Genomic DNA, 20,470 nt, shown 5'->3' with positions numbered 1-20,470 from the left:
GCAACAAAATGCAGAAAAGCACCCATAACGGCTTTCCCAACCCATGTGCTGGCAGCACATGCGAATGCGCCGCCAGCGCGTTGATCATTCCGTTGGCACTAACCTGTCCAGCACCCGATTGACCGCCAGCTCTGCCAGCATCACCACCTGAGCGATGCCTTGCAGGGTTTTGCGGTGGGTACCTTCAACCTGCGCGATATGGTTGTTGATCATAACGGTGGCCGAGCCAAGGGTCTCAGTGGCATCTGCCAGCAAGGACTCGTTGTCGGCCTCGGGGCTTGCCATGTACAGCGTGTTGCGTTTGTAAGGCGCGGCCATGATGTCGGCCGCCGATGGGCCGAGATAGTGGTCGAGGGCGCGCTCGGCGGCTTCGTGAAATTTCTTTGAATCGGGCGATTCGTAGGGGGATGCCGAGTCTGTCGTCGGTGGGTTTGGCGTTGGTTTGAACATGGTGACTAACCTCTGTGAGGCCGCCATCTTTTCACCGCTAAGCGAAAGGGTGGCGGCTGTGCGCAAGTTAGCGGACCGGTAGTCACCAAAAACCCGGTGCACCCGAAGGTGCCATGCGCACAGCCACCATCAAGTGCAGGCGAATGCCTGACTGGATAGATATGTGCAACCGTAGTGACTAGCCGGGCCGCTAAGCCCGATCACTGGAAATCAGTGATGCAAACCAAGTTACGCAGCCAGCCAAAGGCGCACAAGCCGGCGGATTCTGGTGCATGCGTAGGCAGCGGCGCAAGGTTTTGTAGGTCGCAAGACGTAAAGCCAACAGGCTTTAAACAAGAGCGACGACAGAGGTTTACCGCACAAGAATAATTGGCGATTTATCTGTCTTGTTTCACCTACATGCCGATCAGGCACAGGCTCAAGGAGTCACAATGCGTTCGTCATGCGGGATGGCTCCTACACCCTGTAGGAGCTGCCGCAGGCTGCGATCTTTTGATTTGTCTTAACCGAGTTTCTGCGCCAGCACCGCAATGTGCTCCGGGCCGATCCCGCAGCAACCGCCCAGGTGACTGGCACCGCGCTGCTGCCAATCACGCGCCCAATGCAGATAACCCGGCGGATCGAGATCTTCGCGCAACGGGTCGAGTCCATCATTGGCCGTGGCTTCTTTAGGTTGTGGCGGGAACGCGTTGGCATACGCGCCGATGTGAATCTTCACCCCCAGACGTTCGAAGGTTTCGCGCGCTGCATCAATGGCTGCACCGATCACTTCCGGCTGACTGCAATTGAACAGCAGCGTCTCGACGCCCAACTCGGCGGCCACCGCAGCGGCTTCGGCCACCGGCTCGCCGGAGCGCAAGCGCGGCACTTCGTCGGTGTCTTCGTCCTTCAAGGTAAACGACAACCAGAACGGTTTACCGTCCTGCGGCAGCCCGGCGTGGATGACGCGCGCCTCGACGATCGAGCTCTGGGTTTCCGCCAGCCACAGGTCAACGTGCGGGGCCAGACCCTTGACCAACGGGTTGAGCAATTCGGTCACCCGGGACGCCTCGAACAGATCCGGGCGATAGGAGCCGAACAACGGCGGCAACGAACCCGCGACCCGCACGGCTTTGCCCGACGCCTCTACCGCACGCCGCGCCAGTTCACCGGCCAATGCCGCCAGCGCCTGACCTTCAGCGGCGAAACGCTCTTCGCCGATGTGGAATGGCACCACCGCGTAGCTGTTGCTGGTGATCACATTAGCACCGCTGGCGATGTAGGCGGCGTGTACCGCTTCCACCGCTTGCGGCGCTTCGCTCAGCGCCAGCGCCGACCACTCTGGCTGCCGGAATGGTGCACCGGCGCGTTGCAACTCACGGCCCATGCCGCCATCGAGAATTACTGTGCTTGCTGCGCCCATATGCCTTTCACTCATAAGCTTATGAAAATAACTCACTACCAGAGTCGTTCTTATAACTATTTAATACGCACCATTCGGTTAATAACAACCTCTTTTTTTACCAGGGATCGACTGTGAAATTTCAACCGCTACTGGCCCTGGGCCTGACGATTCTGGCCGCCTCCACCCAAGCCTTTGGTGGCGTCACGCTGGATCGCATCGAGCAAAAAAGAGAGCTGGTCGGCGTGTTGATGGAAAGCTATCCACCCTTCTCATTTCTCAACGATCAGAACCAGCTCGACGGCTTCGACGTCGATGTCGCCAAAGCCGTGGCGGACAAACTCGGGGTCAAGCTGCGTCTCGAAACACCGTCCTGGGACGTCATCGCCGCCGGCCGCTGGAGCGGGCGCTATGACATCTGCATCTGCTCGATGACGCCGAGCAAGGCCCGCGCCGAAGTGTTCGATTTCCCGGTCGAGTACTACGCCTCACCAGCCGTGATCGTGGTCAACGCCAAAGACGATCGCATCCACAGCGCCAAGGATCTGAGCGGCAAGAAAGTCGGCCTCACCAGCGCCTCCAGCTACGAAAGTTATCTGAACAAGAATCTGGTCATCGAAGGCGCGGAAGACACGCAGTTGCAGTACCCGTTCGAGGAGGTGCAGATCGCCCCGTATGACACCGACAACGTCGCCTTCCAGGACTTGGGCCTGGGTGCCGGCGTGCGTCTGGATGCGATCCTCACCAACCTCGTCACTGCCCAGCCGCGCCTGAATGAAGACAAACGCTTCAAGCTTGCTGGCGAAGCGCTGTACTCGGAGCCGAACTCGGTGGCCATCGAAAAGGGTGACGCCCAGTGGGATGCGAAAGTGCGCGAGGTATTTGCGCAGCTCAAGCAGGACGGCACCCTGAGCAAGCTCTCGCAGAAATGGATCGGCGCCGACATCAGTCAATGACTTCTTTCCCCACTCCACCCCAGCCACCGCAACCGGTGGCTGAATCACGTCTGCGCCGGCTCTTCGGTTTTCGTACGCGGCTGTACCTGACCTGGGCAGTGATGTTCTGCCTGTTCGCCGGGTTCTTCCTGAGCTTCGACCTGAAGTTCTCGATCATCCTCGACAAGCTGCCCAACCTGGTCGGCCTCAAGCTGGCACCCAACGGCTTCTTGCAAGGTGCGGCGCTGACGTTGTTTCTGTGCGTATGCTCGATCGTCACGTCGTCATTGCTGGGCTTCGTGACGGCTTTGGCGCGACTGTCGAAAAGCGCCGTGGCCTTCGGCATCGCCAGTTTCTACGCCTCGTTCTTTCGCGGCACGCCGCTGCTGATCCAGATCCTGCTGATCTACCTCGGCCTGCCGCAGTTGGGCATCGTGCCCGGCGCCATCGTTGCCGGGATCATCGCGCTGTCGCTGAACTATGGCGCCTATCTCAGCGAGATCTTCCGTGCCGGTATTCTTGGCGTCCCGTATGGCCAGCGAGAAGCGTCGCTGGCGCTGGGCATGCGCGAGAGCGTGATTTTCTGGCGCATCACCCTGCCCCAGGCCATGCGCACGATCATCCCGCCGACCACCAACCAATTCATCTCGATGCTCAAAGACTCGTCGCTGATCTCGGTGATGGGCGTTTGGGAAGTGATGTTTCTGGCGCAGTCGTATGGCCGCTCAAGCTATCGCTACATCGAAATGCTCACGACCGCGGCGATCATTTACTGGGTGATGTCGATCGGGCTGGAGCTGATTCAGGCGCGGATGGAGCGGCATTACGGCAAGGCTTACGAGCGCCGGACTTAAGGTGTTCTGCAACAGCGCAGACATCATTCTGTAAAAACCCATCGCTATACAGGACGGCCCGCTTATAACAAAAGGCCGTCCACCATGCCCTTCCCGCCTCAGCGCCTGTCCCTCGCCATCGCCCTGTTGATCGCCACCACGGCCGCCCACGGCAAAACCGTGCAGATCGACACCGCCACCACCGCTTCGCAAACCCTTGGCGGTAGCGACACGCTGACGATTTCGGCGCCGGGCAGCATCACCAACAGTGGCAAGGCCGTCAGCCTGAAGGACGGCACCAGCGGCGCCGGTGTGGTGATCGATAACGCCGGCAAGATCATTTCCAGCGGTGGCCGAGCCATCGACAGCAGTGGCGACCTGACCCAGGCGCGCAACTACGCCATTTACAACCGCAGCGGCGGGCAGATCCTCGGCGCCAACGATGCCCTGCGCATCGACAGCAACTTCGTCAGCGGCAGCCTGTTGATCGATAACAGCGGCATCATCCGCTCGACCACCGGCCAAGGGCTGGATCTGGATGCGCTGCGCAGCGACGGCGTGAAGACCACGATCATCAACCGCGCCGGCGGATTGATTCGCGGCGACGCCAGCGACGGCATGAAGACCGGCGCCAACGCGACGATTACCAACTACGGCGAGATTTCCACGGGTGACTCGCATAACGCCGACCAGAAGTACGACGGTATCGACATCGATACGGCGACGGGGGTTTCGATCACAAACTACGGCGTCATTTCCGGCGGCCGCCATGGCATCACCACCGACCTCGGCGCAACACTGATCAACTACGGGCAGATCACCGGGCGCAATGGCTCCGGCTTCGGCTCCGATGGCGACGGCACCGTGATCAACCACGGCACCATCACTGGCGCGTACTCGGGGTTGCAAGCCAACGGCGATGGCGACGGCGTGGACATCGACAAGATCGCCCACATCGAAAACTACGGCACCATCCAAGGCGTCGGCGCGGGCGGTGTCGACAAGGGTGGTTTTGCCAATGGCAGTGAGGGCATCGCCCTCGGCGGCGGCTACATTCTCAACGCCAGCGGCGCGATGATCAGCGGCGCCACCAGCGCCATTCTGGTGGACGACGGCAGTGGTGGCTCGGGGCTGGCGGCGACCACGCTGGAGAACTTCGGCACCATCCAGGGCCTCGACGGTTTCGGCGTGAAGCTTGTCGGAGAGTTCGCCGACAACGTCATCAACGGCGGTACGATCAGCGGCAGCAATGGCCTGGCGCTGGATCTGGGCGGCGGCAATGACAGCCTGACTTTGCGCAATGGCAGCCGCTTCGTCGGCACCGTCGACGGTGGCAGCGGCTATGACCGGGTGGTGATGGACGACGCCGCGGGCGGCAACTTCGGCCAGAGTCGCAACTTCGAGTGGCTGGAGGTCAGGCAAGGCGCGTGGACGTTGACCGGAACGGATGACTTCAGTGACGGCGGCGCCGTGCGCAACGGTGCGACGCTGATCAACCAGGGTGGTATCGCCGGCGACCTCACCGTGGATGCCGGTGGTGTGTATGCCGGGGGCGGATCGGTGGGCAGCCTCAACGTCAACGGCACATTACGTACTGACACGAGTCTGGGCCGAGCGACGATCGTGCATGACTTGAACATGAACAGCGTTTCCACCCTCGCCTACGGCGTCAATGCCGACGGCAGCAGCGCGCCGGTGCAGGTCGGCGGCACCGCGAATCTCAACGGTGCGACCCTGGCGGTGAATCCCGGCAGCGGCACTTATCCGTGGCAGAGCCATTACACCGTGCTGCAAGCCGCGCAGGTCAACGGCACCTTCGGCAAGGTCACCAGCGACTACGCGTTTCTCACCCCGACGCTGGCCTACACGCCGACTCAAGTCGACCTGACCTACACCCGCAACGACGTCGCCTTCAATGAGTTCGCCGCCACCGGCAACGGCAGCAACGCCGCCACCAGCCTGGCCTCAATGGGCAAGAACAGCGCGCTGTACAACGCCTTGCTCAACACCACCCAAAGCACGGCCGGCGCGGCGATCGAGCAACTGGCCGGCGCCAGCAACGCCAACCTGACCAGCGCCACCCTCGGTGCCAGCAGCCAGGTCGGTAGCAGCATGCTTTCGGCGATGCAGCAGATCAGCGGCAGCCCGGGGCTGATGGTCGGCCTCGATCAACGAGACACACCGGTGTTGGCGGCCAACGGCGTACCGTCCGAGGCGCGCAACCTGAATGATCCAAACGCTCGCGGCCGCCTGTGGCTGCAAGCCATCGGCGGCTACGGCAAGCTTGACGGCGAACACGGCAGCAGCGGTCTGGAACAACGCACCAAGGGCAGCGTGCTCGGCGCCGACTGGTCGCTGAATCCGCAATGGCGTCTGGGCGTGCTCGGCGGTTATTCGAAAACCGATCTGGACACCACCGGCGTCGATGGCAATGTCGAGAGCTGGCACGCCGGCGTTTATGCCCTGCATCAGAACGGCCCGATCTCTCTGCGCCTCGGCGCGGCCTACAGCGGCCATCAAGGTGAAAGCAAACGCACCATCGCTTTCAACGGTTTCAGTGATCGCCCCAAAGGCGACTACAACGCTGACAGCCAGCAAGCCTTCGCCGAACTCGGTTACGCCATGGGCAGGGGCCGCCTCAGCGCTGAACCGTTTGCCAGCCTCGGCTATCACCGCTACCACCGCGACAGCTACAAGGAAAAAGGTGGCGCCGCGGCGCTGCAAGTCGACAGCCAGACCCAAGACAACTTCAGCAGCACCTTCGGCCTGCGCCTGGCGCACCTGAGCAGCCTGGACAACGGCATGAGCGTAACGCCACGCATGGCCGCCGGGTGGAAACACACCTATGGCGATGTCAGTAGCTCGACGCGTCAGGCGTTTGTAGTCGGTGGCACGGCGTTCAGTGTCGATGGCAGTTCGCTGGATCGCGACAGCCTGGTGCTGGAAGCCGGGCTGGATGTGGGGATCTCGGCGCGGCATACCTTGGGTGTGGGATACAGCGGCGAGATCGGCAGCAACAGTCGCAATCACGGGTTGATCGGGCAGTGGCAAATGAGTTTTTGAGGTTGAACAGCCGGCGGGGTCTTGATTGGGTGTAGGAAAAGGGGTCGGTGTGGTCGAGCAAAAGCACCGGTTCCAGCTCTGCTGGAAGTTTTCTACAAAATGATGCGACGTCGCCTGCAAGACTGCGGGAAGCAGCCGACATCGGAATTTTCGGTGCATCAATAGAGTTGGGGCTCCTGCTAACAGAGGCCCGACTCAATGCCCATTCGACACACGTTCAAACCAAAACACCTGGCTTTGGCCATTTCGCTGGCAGTGGCTTGCGTAGAGCTTGCCATCGCTCAGCAACCCGCTGAAGTCGCTGATTCAACCGCCGTAGCGAATGCTATTGAATTGTCCGAAACCAGCCCTAAAGAAATGGCGCTTGAACGACTCAAGGGATTTCTCACCGCCCCAAGTACGGTGCCCATCGCTTTTAAAACCCCTGAAAAAACGTTTAAAGGTACCGCTGTAAACGATCTGATAATGCTCACGGACGGCGCAAGCTTTACCGGCCTGGTGGATGGTGGCGAGGGGGATAACGTCCTGTTCCTGGATGCAGCGGGAGGCGGCGAACTGAAAGACACACGTAATTTCAACGGCTTGGTCCTCAGCCGGGGCGACTGGGCGCTGAGTTCCAAGGGAGACTTCAAGGAAGGCGTGCTGGTGCACAGCGGTAGCGCTTTGACCAACCTGGGGAGCATCAAGGGCGACGTGTATGTCGAGAAAGGTGGCAGCTTTGCAGGTAAAGGTGCGGTGGGAAGCCTGGAGGTCGCCGGCCTGCTCACCGTCAATGAGGTGCTAGGCAGCCCGCGCGTGAAAGGCGACTTGCGCTTGTCCCCAACCGCCGAACTGGCTTATGGGGTCACCCCCGGTGGCAGTCAAACGATCAAGGTCGATGGTACTGCCAGGCTTGAAGGCGCCACCCTGAAAGTCGTTGCGACTCCGGGAGAATATCCGCAAAGCAGACAGTACAAAATCATCGAAGCCGCCAAGGTAGAAGGCGAATTCGGTACGGTTATCAATGACTTGGCCTTTATGACAGCCACACCTCAATACAACAAAAAATCCGTCGGGCTGACTTACGCCCGTAACGGTGAGCCGCTTGCGAGCGCTGCCACGACAGACAACGCTCGTGCCGTGGCAGAAAGCATTGTCGAACCACAAGCGCCTGCGCCTTCCACGACTCGAACTCCAGCGCCATTGACGGCGTCTGTACCGGTTCCGGTTCCGGTTCCAACTTCAGCGTCGACGCCCGTTGCAGAGTCGGTCCCATCGCCAATGCAGGACGAACCTCTTACTGCACAAGCTAACGAGGCCGCCGATCAGCCCACTCCTGCGCCAGTGGAACCCGCAAACGCAGCCGTCGCCGCGTTACTGACCAGCGACAAAACCACCGCCCCGATCGCCATCGAACAACTCGCCGCAGGCAGCAACGCCAACCTCGCCAAAGCCACATTGAGCGCCGTCACCCCCGTGAGCGCGAGCATGCTGTCGGCCATGCGCCAACTCGATAACCGCAGCGGCTCCGTCCATGGTTCCGGCAACAATCCTCGGCAGGCCGCAGGCGGTGCTGACTCCGGCCGAGTCTGGGTCCAGGCCCTCGGCCATGGCGGCAAGCTCGACCGCGAATTCGACAGCACCTTGAAGCACGCCACCCAAGGTCTGGTCATGGGCGCTGACTGGCGGCTCGATGAGAACTGGCATGTCGGTCTGGTCGGCGGAAAATCCCAAACCAGACTCAACGCCCGTCAATACGATGGCGACCTCGACAGCTGGCACCTCGGCGCGTACGCGGTGCGTCAGGATGGCCCGTTGGCCCTGCGTCTCGGAGCCACTTATGCCAGCCATGACGGCAGCAGCAAACGTCGGGTGGCGTTCAACGGATTCAGCGATCGCCTCAAAGGCAATTACGACGCCAACACCCAGCAAGCCTTTGCCGAACTGGGTTTCAATCTCGGCCGCAACAACGTCACGCTCGAACCGTTCGCCAGCCTCGGCTATCAACGCTATCAACGCGACAGCCACAGTGAAAAAGGCGGGGACGCGGCGCTGAAGGTATTCGGGCAAACCCGCGACAACCTCAGCAGCACCTTTGGCCTGCGCACGGCAAAAATCAATCGCCTGGACAACGGCATGAGCCTGACACCACGGTTCAGCGTCGGCTGGAAACACACCTTCGGTGAACTTGACAGCGACACACGCCAGCAACTGGTCAAGGGTGGCAAACGCTTCGAAGTGGCCGGTGCCACGCTGGATCGCAACAGTCTGGGCATCGACGCCGGTCTAGATCTCGGACTGTCGGCCAACCACACATTGGGCGTGGGTGTTACCGGTGAGTACGGTACCGAGAGCCGCAATCACGGCGTGATGGGCCAGTGGCGAATGGCGTTCTGATGATCTGAACACCATCACTGTGGGAGCGAGCCTGCTCGCGAAGAGGGAGTGTCAGTCGCTGTTGCTTGACTGATAGACCGCATTCGCGAGCAAGCCCGCTCCCACAGAGGAACAGCGTTGATCTGAAAACACAGGCGAAAAAAAAGGGGAGCACATGCCCCCCCGAGGTTTAAAACGTTGGATCGAGGCGGTTATCTCAGCCTTCGATCTCAATCAGGATTTCGCCCGGATTGACCCGGTCGCCCTTGGCCACATGAATGGCAGTGACCTTGCCGGCAATGGCGGCCTGGACTTCGGTTTCCATCTTCATGGCTTCGGTGATCAGCACAGCCTGGCCAGCCTTGACGGTGTCGCCCTCCTTGACCAGCACATCAACGATGTTGCCTGGCATGGTGGTGCTGACATGGCCCGGTGCAGACGCTTGCTTGCGCTTGCTGCTGCCACCGCCGACGAATTCGTTGAGCGGTTCGAACACCACTTCTTCCGGCATGCCGTCGATGGACAAGTAAAAGTGACGCTTGCCTTCCGCCTTGACGCCAACACCGGTGATGTCGACGCGGTAGGTTTCGCCGTGGACGTCGATGACGAACTCGGTCGGCACACCCGCGCCGCCCGCCGACGCGACACTGCCTGGCTCTGGAATCGGCAGCAGCACTTCCGGCGTGAGGGTGCCGGCGGCACGCTCTTCGAGGAACTTGCGGCCGATGTCCGGGAACATGGCGAAGGTCAGCACGTCCTCTTCGGACTTGGCCAATGCACCGATATCGGCACGCAGCTTGGTCATTTCCGGCTTGAGCAGATCGGCTGGACGCACGTCGATGACTTCTTCGCTGCCGATGGCCTGCCGACGCAGCTTCTCGTTGACCACGCCCGGCGCCTTGCCGTAACCGCCCTGCAGGTAAAGCTTCACTTCATTAGTGATGGTCTTGTAACGCTCGCCGGCCAGCACGTTGAAGAACGCCTGCGTACCAACGATCTGCGAGGTCGGGGTTACCAGCGGCGGGAAGCCGAGGTCTTCACGCACGCGCGGGATTTCCGCCAGCACTTCGGCCATGCGGTTCAGCGCGCCCTGCTCTTTCAGCTGGTTGGCGAGGTTGGAGATCATCCCGCCCGGCACTTGGTTGACTTGCACGCGGGTATCAACGGCGGTGAATTCGCTTTCGAACTGGTGGTACTTCTTGCGCACGGCGTAGAAGTACAGGCCGATCTCTTGCAGCAGTTCCAGATTCAGACCGGTGTCGTACTCGGTGCCTTTAAGGGCAGCGACCATCGACTCGGTGCCTGGGTGGCTGGTGCCCGAGGCGAAACTGGAGATGGCGGTGTCGATGTGATCGGCGCCGTTTTCGATGGCCTTGAGCTGACACATGGTCGCCAGACCGGCGGTGTCGTGGGAGTGAATGAACACCGGCAGCGACTGCTCGGCCTTCAACGCCCGGACCAGTTCGCCAGTGGCGTACGGGGTCAGCAGACCGGCCATGTCCTTGATCGCCACCGAGTCGCAACCCATGGCTTCCATTTGCTTGGCTTGTGCCACGAAGGCGTCGATGGTGTGCACCGGGCTGGTGGTGTACGCGATGGTGCCCTGGGCGTGTTTGCCTGCCGCTTTCACCGCTTCGATGGCCACGCGCAGGTTACGCACGTCGTTCATCGCGTCGAAGATGCGGAACACGTCGATGCCGTTGACCGCTGCCTTGGCGACGAAGGCTTTGACCACGTCGTCGCTGTAGTGGCGGTAGCCCAGCAGATTCTGCCCGCGCAGGAGCATTTGCAGGCGAGTGTTAGGCAGTGCGGCGCGCAGTTGGCGCAGGCGCTCCCACGGGTCTTCTTTCAGAAAACGTACGCAGGCGTCGAACGTCGCGCCGCCCCAGCATTCCAGCGACCAGTAGCCGACTTTGTCGAGCTTGTCGCAGATCGGCAGCATGTCTTCGGTGCGCATGCGGGTGGCGAGCAGCGATTGGTGAGCGTCGCGCAGGATGGTGTCGGTGACAAAGATCTTCTTGCTCATTCTTGTATTCCTCACAGGCCTGCGTGGGCGGCGATGGCGGCGGCGATGGCCAGGGCCAGCTCTTCGGGTTTGCGCTTGATCGAGTAGTTGGTCAGTTCAGGGTGGCTTTCAACGAAGCTGGTATTGAACTGGCCGCTACGGAATTCCGGGTTGCGCAGGATTTCCTGGTAGTACGCGGCGGTGGTTTTCACACCCTGCAGACGCATGTCGTCGAGCGCACGCAGGCCACGATCCATCGCCTCTTCCCAGGTCAGCGCCCACACAACCAGCTTCAGGCACATCGAGTCGTAGTAAGGCGGAATGGTGTAGCCGGTGTAGATCGCCGTGTCGGTGCGCACGCCGGGGCCGCCGGGGGCGTAGTAGCGGGTGATCTTGCCGAAGCTTGGCAGGAAGTTGTTTTTCGGGTCTTCGGCGTTGATGCGGAACTGCAACGCGAAACCCCGGTGCTGGATGTCTTCCTGCTTCACCGACAGCGGCAGGCCGGAGGCGATGCGAATCTGTTCGCGGACGATATCGATCCCGGTGATTTCTTCGGTGATGGTGTGTTCCACCTGCACCCGGGTGTTCATCTCCATGAAGTACACCTCGCCCTCGGCGAGCAGGAACTCCACGGTGCCGGCGTTCTCGTAGCCCACCGCCTTGGCCGCACGCACCGACAGGTCGCCGATGTAGGCACGCTGTTCCGGGGTCAGTTGCGGGCTCGGGGCGATCTCGATCAGTTTCTGGTTGCGGCGCTGGATCGAGCAGTCACGCTCGAACAGGTGCACGACGTTGCCGAAGCTGTCGCCGAGGATCTGCGCTTCGATGTGCTTGGGATTGACGATGCATTTTTCCAGGAACACTTCCGCCGAACCGAAGGCCTTGGTCGCTTCGGAGATGACGCGGGGGAAGTTCTGTTCGAGTTCTTCGCGGCTGTTGCAGCGACGGATACCGCGACCGCCACCACCGGAAGTGGCTTTGAGCATCACTGGGTAACCGATGCGGTCACCTTCGGCCAACGCCTCTTCGATATCCGCGACGTTGCCTTCAGTGCCCGGCGTGACCGGCACACCGGCCTTGATCATGCTGCGGCGCGCTTCGGTCTTGTCGCCCATGCGGCGAATGACTTCTGCCGACGGGCCAATGAATTTGATTCCACGTTCGGCGCAGATGTCGGCCAGCTCGGCGTTTTCCGAAAGGAAACCGTAACCGGGGTGCAGTGCATCACAGCCGGTTTCCACGGCCAGGTTCACCAGCTTGCGCGGGTTGAGGTAGCCGGCCAGTGGCTCGGCACCGATGCTGTGGGCCTCGTCCGCACGCTTCACATGCAAGGCATGCCGGTCGGCGTCGGAAAAAATCGCAACCGAGCGAATGCCCATCTCGGCGCAGGCTCGCACGATTCGTACGGCAATCTCACCACGGTTGGCGATCAGGATCTTTGTTATCACTTGGAGGTTCCCTTGAGCCGGTGGCACCACGACCTGCTAGACCCAGGTCGACGCGTGACCAAATGTTTCAATCTGGTCGCGACCCCACACTAGCGCTCACAAGGGATTAACAAAAATGAATAAAAATTGGGTTAGCCATAAGTAAAGACTTATAGTCAGCCATCATCCAGCGGCGAGAGCCTGTAGAAAATGCGTAAGTCCTTGATGCGTATGACATTACGTCAGTTGCAGATTTTCAATGAAGTGTGCGATTTGCGTTCTTACAGCCGTGCCGCCGATGAAATGTCCCTCACACAACCGGCCGTCAGCCTACAGATTCGTCAGCTGGAAGAGCTGATCGGCCAGCCATTGTTCGATTACGTTGGCAAAAAACTCTACATGACCGAAGCCGCCGAGGCACTTCAACGGGCCAGCCGGGACATTTTCGGGCGCCTGGAAAACCTCGATATGCAGTTATCGGACATGCAGGGTTCGTTGCAGGGTCAGCTAAAACTGGCGGTGGAATCCAGCGCCAAGTATTTCGTGCCGCACCTGTTTGCCGCGTTCAAGCGCCAGCACCCGGAAGTCAATCTGCAACTGACCGTGGTCAACCGTGGCCAAGTGATTCGGCGCCTCTCGGACAACCGCGATGATCTGGTGATCATGTCGATGGTGCCGCAGGACATGGGCCTGGAGTTCCTGCCGTTTCTCAACAACCCGATTGTCGCCGCTGCACGCCCGGATCATCCGTTGGCACACATGGGAGCGCTGCGTTTGCAGGATCTTGAGCCGTACACGTTGCTGATCCGCGAACCCGGCTCGGGCACACGGCTGGCCTGCGAGGAATACTTCAAAGAGAAGCGCGTGCACTTCACTCAGACCCAGGAAGTGGCCTCGGCCGAAGCCCAGCGTGAATGCGTGGTGGCGGGTCTGGGCCTGGCGCTGTTGACGCGCCACGCCCTGAACCTTGAGCTGGCGACCGGGGGACTGGTCGAGTTACCGGTCGAGGAATTGCCGCTGCTGCGTAGCTGGTGCCTGGTGCAAGCCAAAGCCAAACGACTGTCACCGGTGGCGCACGCCTTCCTGGCGTTTATCCGTAGCGAACGGGCGCAGATCAGCGCGCTGGTTGAGCGCTTCGACGGGAAGCTGCCGGTGCTGCCTGCCAGTGATTGATCTCGGGAAAATCGCCGATTTCGGCCTGAAGCTGACGGAGTTCGAAGCGATCTTCGATCGCGCGGCGAAACTCCATGCGGCGCTGGTCTTCCTGCTGACGACGGGTTTTCGCGGCGCTGTTGCGTTCTTCGTAAGGCTGAGCCATTTCGAGTCTCCCAAGGCGTTTACGGGAGTTTCACGATAGGCGTGGGGGATGACGGTTTGGCTGCGCGGGGATGACAGTGCGATGAAACTTGCTCAGGATTGTGGTGTTCTTGAGAACGCCATCGCGAGCAGGCTCGCTCCCACAGGGGATTTGCGGTGAACACAAATTCTGTGTTGTACGGGGATCCAATGTGGGAGCGAGCCTGCTCGCGAATAAGGTCGGAACGACCTTGCTTTAGTCGTCCAGGGCCTTTACGGCTTTCGGGGACAGTCGAAGGCTACGCAAACTGCGCTTCACGCTCTTGAGATGGTTGACCAGGCTCGGCCCACGCGCCATGGCCACACCCATCGCCAGCACGTCGATCACCACCAGGTGAGCAATGCGCGAAGTCAGCGGCGTATAGATTTCAGTGTCTTCATGCACATCGATCGCCAGATTGACCGTCGACAGTTCCGCCAACGGCGTCTGGCTCGGGCACAACGTGATCAGCGACGCACCGCTCTCACGCACCAGATTGGCAGTAATCAGCAGATCCTTCGAACGCCCGGACTGGGAAATACAGATCGCCACGTCGGTCGGCTTCAACGTCACCGCCGACATCGCCTGCATGTGCGGGTCGGAATACGCCGCCGCGGTCAGCAGCAAACGGAAGAACTTGTGCTGCGCGTCCGCCGCCACCGCGCCCGACGCGCCAAAGCCGTAGAACTCGACACGCTGCGCCTGGGACATCAACGTCACCGCACGCTGCAACTCCACCGGATCGAGCTTCTCGCGAACCTCCATCAACGTGTGCAGCGTGGTGTCGAAAATCTTCAGGCTGTAATCGGCGACCGAGTCGTCTTCGTGGATCGCGAACTGGCCGAAGCTGGCACCGGCGGCCAGGCTCTGCGCCAGTTTCAATTTCAGATCCTGAAAACCGGAACAACCGATGGCGCGACAGAAGCGCACGATGGTCGGCTCACTGATGCCGACGCTGTGCGCCAGGTCGGCCATGGAACTGTGCATCACCGCCGCAGGGTCAAGCAGCACGTGGTCGGCGACCTTGAGCTCCGACTTGCGTAACAGGTGACGTGACTGGGCGATGTGTTGCAGCAGATTCAAGGGGCTGGACTCTTGTTATGGTCGGGGATGTAGCAAGCTTGTAGTTATACTACATGAATCGGCTTTTTGCCTGCTCAATGCGTAACTCCATGTCCCCATATCAGGCGCGATGGGGTGCATGTAGCCCTTAAAGCGGTTTTTCCTGTTCACGCAAAAGCCCGGCCAGACAGTCAGCTTCAACCGGCCGACTGATCAGATAGCCCTGCACTTCATCACAGCGTTCGGCGCATAAAAAATCCAGCTGCTCCTGGCGTTCGACCCCCTCAGCCACCACCTTCAGCGACAAGCCATGGGCCATGGCGATGATCGCGCGAGTGATCGCCGCGTCTTCACTGCCCTCGCCCAGACCGCGAATGAAGGCCTGGTCGATCTTCACGTAATCCACCGGAATGCGCTTGAGGTAACTCAGCGACGAATACCCGGTGCCAAAATCATCGATGGCCAGTTTCACCCCCAGATCACGCAACTGCTGGAAGGTCGCGATGATGTGTTCGACGCTGTCGAGCAACTGGCTTTCGGTCAGTTCCAGCTCAAGGTAGTGCGGCGCCAGGCCGGTTTCCTCCAGCACCTGCCGCACCAGACTGACCAGTTTGCCTTGGCGCAACTGATGCACAGACAGGTTCACCGAAACACGGATCGGCGCCAGCCCCTGATGCTGCCATTCGCATGCCTGCCAGCAGGCCTGACGCAGGACGAATTCGCCGATCGGGCCGATCAGACCGGTTTCCTCGGCCAACCCGATGAAGTCTCCCGGCGGCACCTGGCCCATGCTCGGATGATCCCAGCGCACCAGCGCCTCCGCCGCATTCAGGCGCCCGGTTTGCAGGCACAGCTTCGGCTGATAGAACACCTTCAACTGCTTCTCATCGATGGCTTTACGCAGCTGGTTTTCCAGCTGCAAACGCTCCAGCGTGCTGGCCTGCAAGCTCTCGGTGTAGAACTGGAAGTTGTTGCCGCCCAAGTGTTTGGCATGTTGCATGGCCATGTTCGACTGACTGACCAACGCGGAAATCTCTCGAGCATTGTCCGGTAGCATACTGATGCCTATCGAAGCACTGACCACCAACTCATGCCCTTCGACCGTCAGCGGCAGCCGCAGCTTGTTCGCCAGTCGAGTGGCAACCCGCGCCAGACTCGACAGGTTGCCGTAGGCGTCGAACAACACCGCGAATTCGTCGCCGGACAGCCGGGCGATGGTGTCCGCCTCCGGCAAGGCATTCACCAGCCGTCGCGCCATTTTCTGCAGCAACTGGTCCGCGACTTCATGCCCAAGGCTGTCGTTGAGCAATTTGAAGCGATCGAGGTTGATGTGCAGCAAGGCCAGACTGCGCCGCCCGCCTTGGCGGAACCGCTGATGCGCTTCGTGCAGGCGCTCGCGGAACAGTGAGCGATTGGCCAGCCCGGTCAATTCGTCGTAGTGAGTCAGATAGCGCATGCGCTCTTCGGATTCGCGTCGAGCGGAAAGATCGGCGAAGAAGCCAACGATATGACTGACATTTTCCCGATTATCGCGAACAGCGGTCAATTGCAGCCACTGCGGATACAACTCGCCGTTCTTGCGGGTTTCTACCAGTTCACCCTGCCAACTGCCGTGCTGCTCCAGCGCCTGGCGGATCGCGACGTAATGGCGGCGGGCATCGCGACTGCACGGCAGCTCGACGACGTTGCGCCCGAGCATGTCGTCGATGTCATAACCCGTCACGCGGCTGAAAGCCTGGTTGATTGCAATCAACGAATAGTTCGGGTCGAGGATCACGATGCCCTCGCTGGCGGCTTCAAATACCGTCGCCGCCAGCCGCTGCTGCTCTTCCAGATGCTTGCTGGCGCTGATGTCACGCCGAGTGCCAAGCATACGGATCACCCGCCCGCTCTCGCTGCGCTCCACGGCGCGACCACGGTCTTCGATCCACACCCAATGGCCATCGCCATGGCGCACGCGGTATTCGATCTGATAGTCCTCGGTGCGGCCCTTCAAGTGGTCGATCAATGCGCTTTTCAGCGAAGGCACGTCTTCCGGGTGCAGCCGCGGTTTGAGGTCGCGCAGGATCGCCGTGACGTATTCCGGGGCGAGGCCGAACAGCTCTTGAATTTGCGTGTGATGGACTTCGTCGGTTTGCAGGTTCCAGTCCCACAGCCCCAGCTCACTGGCCTTCAACGCCAGGGCCAGGCGCGCTTCGCTTTTGCTCAAGGCCTGATTGGCGACATCCCGTTCGCGACTGCGTTGAGCAACGCGGTCTTCCAGCTCGACCTGGGCTTGGAGCAACTTGCCCTCGGCACAGCGCCGGTGTTCGATTTCCTTGGCCAGCTCCTGATTGAGCTGCTCGCTGCGCGCCTGCGTTTGCTGGAGATGTTCAATCAAGTGCTGATTCTGAAAACGCCGCAGCAAGCCGCGATCAATCAATCGATTGACCTGCCACGCCACCACGCTAAGCGATCCGAGCAGAATCAGCCCAAGCCAGCCCCAGCCCCGCGCCATGTCATCGCCGCCCCAGAACAGAAATCCAATTGCCGGCAGCAGACACGGCAAGGTAAAGGACAGAAACGCCGGCAGGCTGACCGCATAGGCGACGCTGGCCGACAGCGTCGCCGCACCGATCAGGCCGAACACCCAGGCCTGCTGCATGAAGTTGTCGGCGGGTACAAGGGCGATGCCGGCTCCGGCCAGGGTCAGCCCGGTCATGGTCGAACCGATCAGGAACATGCGGAACCAGATCGGCTGGGCCTGCCGGTTGGGAATCGCCGAGTCGAACGCCGCGACCTGAATCACCCGCAACGCCACCAGCGACAACAACCACACCAGCCAGACGCTGACCACGAAGTAGCGCTGCGGGCTCCAGAGCAAACCGGCGCAGACCAGACCATTGATCAACATGAACAGCGTGGGTAACAAGGAACCCTGATACAACAGGCGCGTGCGCTCGACCGCCATTTCGACGGCATAGTGCTTGCGGATAACCCGGGGTTCCACAGAGGGGCCCGACAGTTCGGCGCTGAGGGTCATGGGCAACGTTCTTGTTCTTATAGGAGGGCGTGCGCCCGAAACGTGGACGGAGCATACACAAGCCAACCCCTTTGCCAAACTGCCCCGGATCAGAATCTGGCCGAAACTTCTCGCCGCCGTAGCGCCTGCAAACCCCGCAAAGCGAGACGGGCTGAAGCCTGTAGCCAGTGACCGACCGGTCGTCATCGGCAGCAGTTTCATCGGCTAATGCAAAGCTCGGTTTGCCCGGGCCTGCGGCGCACCCTAGAATGCCCCGATGCGCGATGATCTCTCCCTTCTGCTGAACTCCCTCAACGATGCCCAACGCCAGGCCGTAGCGGCCCCCGTTGGCCGTCAGTTGGTCCTGGCCGGTGCTGGCTCCGGTAAAACCCGAGTGCTGGTGCACCGTATCGCCTGGTTGATCCAGGTCGAAAACGCCTCGCCCCACTCCATTTTGTCGGTGACCTTCACCAACAAGGCCGCTGCCGAGATGCGTCACCGCATCGAGCAGTTGCTGGGCCTTAACCCGGCCGGCATGTGGGTCGGCACCTTCCACGGCCTGGCGCACCGCTTGTTGCGGGCGCACTGGCAGGAAGCGGGCTTGAGCCAGACTTTCCAGATTCTCGACAGCGATGACCAGCAAAGGCTGGTCAAGCGGGTGATCCGCGAGCTGGGTCTGGACGAGCAACGCTGGCCGGCCCGTCAGGCCCAATGGTTCATCAACGGACAGAAAGACGAAGGTCTGCGTCCGCAACACATTCAGGCCAGCGGCGACTTGTACCTGGCGACCATGCGCGGCATTTACGAGGCCTACGAGGCCGCATGCCTGCGCGCCGGCGTCATCGACTTCTCCGAACTGCTGCTGCGCGCCCTCGACCTGTGGCGCGATCACCCGGGCCTGCTGGCGCACTATCAGAAGCGCTTCCGGCACATTCTGGTGGACGAATTCCAGGACACCAACGCCGTGCAGTACGCCTGGTTGCGCCTGCTCGGCAAGGGCGGCGACAGCCTGATGGTGGTCGGCGACGACGACCAGTCGATTTACGGCTGGCGCGGGGCGAAGATCGAAAACATCCATCAGTACTCCGCCGACTTCCCGGACGCCGTGACCATTCGTCTGGAGCAAAACTACCGCTCCACTGCCGGCATCCTCAAAGCGGCAAACGCCCTCATCGCCAACAACACCGGGCGTCTGGGCAAAGAGCTGTGGACCGACGGCGGCGACGGCGAAGCGATCAATCTGTATGCCGCGTTCAACGAACACGACGAAGCACGCTACGTTGTCGAAACCATCGAAAGCGCGCTGAAAACCGGCTTGGCTCGCAGCGATATCGCGATCCTGTACCGCTCCAACGCCCAATCCCGCGTTTTGGAAGAAGCACTGCTGCGCGAACGCATCCCGTACCGCATCTATGGCGGCCAACGCTTCTTCGAACGGGCGGAAATCAAGAACGCCATGGCCTACCTGCGTTTGCTCGAAGGTCGCGGCAACGACGCGGCACTGGAGCGGGTGATCAACGTGCCGGCCCGTGGCATCGGTGAGAAAACCGTCGAAGCGATTCGCGAGCACGCACGCCACAGCGACGTATCGATGTGGGAAGCCATGCGCCAACTGGTCGCCAATAAAGGCCTGACCGGTCGCGCGGCCGGTGCGCTGGGGGCGTTTATCGAACTGATCGAGAACCTCGCGGCCAAGTGCATGGAGATGCCGCTGCATCTGATGACTCAGACCGTCATCGAGCAATCCGGCCTCATCGCTTACCACGAAGCGGAAAAAGGCGAGAAAGGCCAGGCCCGGGTGGAAAACCTTGAGGAACTGGTCAGCGCCGCGCGCAACTTCGAAAACACCGAAGAAGACGAAGAGCTGACGCCTCTGGCGGCGTTCCTCGGCCACGCTTCGCTGGAAGCCGGCGACACTCAGGCCGACGAACACGAAGACAGCATTCAGCTGATGACCCTGCACAGCGCCAAAGGCCTGGAATTCCCTTACGTGTTCCTCGTGGGCATGGAAGAAGGCCTGTTCCCGCACAAGATGAGCCTGGAAGAACCCGGGCGTCTTGAGGAAGAGCGGCGCTTGGCCTACGTCGGCATTACCCGGGCGATGCAGAATCTGGTGATGACCTATGCTGAAACCCGACGCCTTTACGGCAGCGAGACCTACAACAAGGTCTCGCGTTTCGTCCGCGAGGTGCCGAAGGGTCTGATTCAGGAAGTACGCCTGTCGAACAGCGTCAGCCGACCGTTCGGCGGCAACCAGTCGATGAGCGGCAGCAACCTGTTCAGCGGCAGCGAGATCCCGGAAACCGGCTTCAGTCTGGGTCAGGCGGTGCGTCACTCGATCTTCGGCGACGGCGTGATCCTCAACTTCGAGGGCGCCGGGGCCCAGGCCCGGGTGCAGGTGAACTTCAGCGAAGGCAGTAAGTGGCTGATGCTGGGTTACGCGAAGCTGGAAGCGATCTGAAGCCGGTTTCGCTTTTCTGTGGGAGCGAGCCTGCTCGCGAATGAAATCGCTGCGGTTGATCTGATAGACCGCGGTGCAGCTTTCGCGAGCAGGCTCGCTCCCACAGGGTTCGGTGTTCTGACCAACAATCCCGCTGAACCTATCGACTTTTCCTACAGCCA

General features: G+C 60.8%; 13 protein-coding genes. 6 read left to right on the top strand and 7 right to left on the bottom strand.

Annotated elements, in window-relative coordinates:
- Positions 1-84: 84 nt before the first annotated feature.
- Complete coding sequence (locus tag ATI02_RS15960) at positions 85-450, bottom strand: DUF6124 family protein (protein ID WP_100846767.1); 366 nt, start codon at positions 448-450, stop codon at positions 85-87.
- Between the two features lie 502 nt (positions 451-952).
- A complete protein-coding gene (locus tag ATI02_RS15955) occupies positions 953-1,852 on the bottom strand; it encodes a homocysteine S-methyltransferase family protein (RefSeq protein WP_100846766.1) in 900 nt (299 codons plus the stop codon).
- Between the two features lie 113 nt (positions 1,853-1,965).
- On the opposite strand from ATI02_RS15955, the gene ATI02_RS15950 reads away from it, so the two are divergent.
- From ATI02_RS15950 to ATI02_RS15935, 4 genes are all read left to right on the top strand, one after another.
- The gene (locus ATI02_RS15950; protein ID WP_100846765.1) at positions 1,966-2,787 is read left to right on the top strand and encodes an ABC transporter substrate-binding protein; all 822 of its coding nucleotides are present in this window, start codon (positions 1,966-1,968) and stop codon (positions 2,785-2,787) included.
- Positions 2,784-3,620 (top strand): amino acid ABC transporter permease, encoded by an 837-nt coding sequence (locus tag ATI02_RS15945; RefSeq protein ID WP_095191932.1) that lies wholly within the window; start codon positions 2,784-2,786, stop codon positions 3,618-3,620. Before ATI02_RS15950 ends, ATI02_RS15945 begins: the two co-directional genes overlap by 4 nt.
- An 84-nt stretch (positions 3,621-3,704) precedes the next feature.
- The gene (locus tag ATI02_RS15940) at positions 3,705-6,662 is read left to right on the top strand and encodes an autotransporter outer membrane beta-barrel domain-containing protein (RefSeq protein WP_100846764.1); all 2,958 of its coding nucleotides are present in this window, start codon (positions 3,705-3,707) and stop codon (positions 6,660-6,662) included.
- A gap of 198 nt (positions 6,663-6,860) precedes the next feature.
- Entirely contained in the window at positions 6,861-9,038 is a 2,178-nt protein-coding gene (locus ATI02_RS15935) for an autotransporter outer membrane beta-barrel domain-containing protein (protein WP_100846763.1), read from the top strand.
- Positions 9,039-9,234: 196 nt separating this feature from the next.
- Here ATI02_RS15935 and oadA read toward each other — a convergent pair whose 3' ends face one another.
- Both oadA and ATI02_RS15925 read right to left on the bottom strand, forming a co-directional pair.
- A complete protein-coding gene (gene oadA / locus ATI02_RS15930) occupies positions 9,235-11,043 on the bottom strand; it encodes a sodium-extruding oxaloacetate decarboxylase subunit alpha (protein WP_095188664.1) in 1,809 nt (602 codons plus the stop codon).
- Positions 11,044-11,054: 11 nt separating this feature from the next.
- Complete coding sequence (locus ATI02_RS15925) at positions 11,055-12,470, bottom strand: acetyl-CoA carboxylase biotin carboxylase subunit (protein ID WP_095188665.1); 1,416 nt, start codon at positions 12,468-12,470, stop codon at positions 11,055-11,057.
- 189 nt (positions 12,471-12,659) lie between these two features.
- On the opposite strand from ATI02_RS15925, the gene ATI02_RS15920 reads away from it, so the two are divergent.
- Positions 12,660-13,622: a LysR family transcriptional regulator gene (locus tag ATI02_RS15920; protein WP_100846762.1), complete on the top strand. Its 963-nt coding sequence runs from the start codon at positions 12,660-12,662 to the stop codon at positions 13,620-13,622.
- Here ATI02_RS15920 and ATI02_RS15915 read toward each other — a convergent pair.
- From ATI02_RS15915 to ATI02_RS15905, 3 genes are all read right to left on the bottom strand, one after another.
- A complete protein-coding gene (locus tag ATI02_RS15915) occupies positions 13,564-13,767 on the bottom strand; it encodes a PA3496 family putative envelope integrity protein (protein WP_095188667.1) in 204 nt (67 codons plus the stop codon). The genes ATI02_RS15920 and ATI02_RS15915 overlap by 59 nt on opposite strands.
- 234 nt (positions 13,768-14,001) lie before the next feature.
- The gene (gene hexR / locus ATI02_RS15910; RefSeq protein ID WP_007962240.1) at positions 14,002-14,868 is read right to left on the bottom strand and encodes a transcriptional regulator HexR; all 867 of its coding nucleotides are present in this window, start codon (positions 14,866-14,868) and stop codon (positions 14,002-14,004) included.
- A gap of 127 nt (positions 14,869-14,995) precedes the next feature.
- Positions 14,996-17,869: a putative bifunctional diguanylate cyclase/phosphodiesterase gene (locus ATI02_RS15905; protein ID WP_100846761.1), complete on the bottom strand. Its 2,874-nt coding sequence runs from the start codon at positions 17,867-17,869 to the stop codon at positions 14,996-14,998.
- Positions 17,870-18,125: 256 nt separating this feature from the next.
- On the opposite strand from ATI02_RS15905, the gene uvrD reads away from it, so the two are divergent.
- Positions 18,126-20,309, top strand: a complete 2,184-nt coding sequence (gene uvrD / locus ATI02_RS15895) for a DNA helicase II (RefSeq protein WP_095188669.1) — start codon at positions 18,126-18,128, stop codon at positions 20,307-20,309.
- Positions 20,310-20,470: the final 161 nt, after the last annotated feature.

The organism is Pseudomonas baetica, assembly GCF_002813455.1.
Classification (GTDB): Bacteria; Pseudomonadota; Gammaproteobacteria; order Pseudomonadales; family Pseudomonadaceae; genus Aquipseudomonas; species Aquipseudomonas baetica.
The sequence above is the reverse complement of the archived record's forward strand: the minus strand, read 5'-3'. Positions and strand labels throughout refer to the sequence as shown.

Bases quoted from the DNA above. Each gene is read 5' to 3' on its own strand.
- ATI02_RS15960 (WP_100846767.1), bottom strand. From the start codon at position 450: ATGTTCAAACCAACGCCAAACCCACCGACGACAGACTCGGCATCCCCC.
- ATI02_RS15955 (WP_100846766.1), bottom strand. From the start codon at position 1,852: ATGGGCGCAGCAAGCACAGTAATTCTCGATGGCGGCATGGGCCGTGAG.
- ATI02_RS15945 (WP_095191932.1), top strand. From the start codon at position 2,784: ATGACTTCTTTCCCCACTCCACCCCAGCCACCGCAACCGGTGGCTGAA.
- ATI02_RS15940 (WP_100846764.1), top strand. From the start codon at position 3,705: ATGCCCTTCCCGCCTCAGCGCCTGTCCCTCGCCATCGCCCTGTTGATC.
- ATI02_RS15935 (WP_100846763.1), top strand. From the start codon at position 6,861: ATGCCCATTCGACACACGTTCAAACCAAAACACCTGGCTTTGGCCATT.
- oadA (WP_095188664.1), bottom strand. From the start codon at position 11,043: ATGAGCAAGAAGATCTTTGTCACCGACACCATCCTGCGCGACGCTCAC.
- ATI02_RS15920 (WP_100846762.1), top strand. From the start codon at position 12,660: ATGCGTAAGTCCTTGATGCGTATGACATTACGTCAGTTGCAGATTTTC.
- ATI02_RS15915 (WP_095188667.1), bottom strand. From the start codon at position 13,767: ATGGCTCAGCCTTACGAAGAACGCAACAGCGCCGCGAAAACCCGTCGT.
- ATI02_RS15905 (WP_100846761.1), bottom strand. From the start codon at position 17,869: ATGACCCTCAGCGCCGAACTGTCGGGCCCCTCTGTGGAACCCCGGGTT.
- uvrD (WP_095188669.1), top strand. From the start codon at position 18,126: ATGCGCGATGATCTCTCCCTTCTGCTGAACTCCCTCAACGATGCCCAA.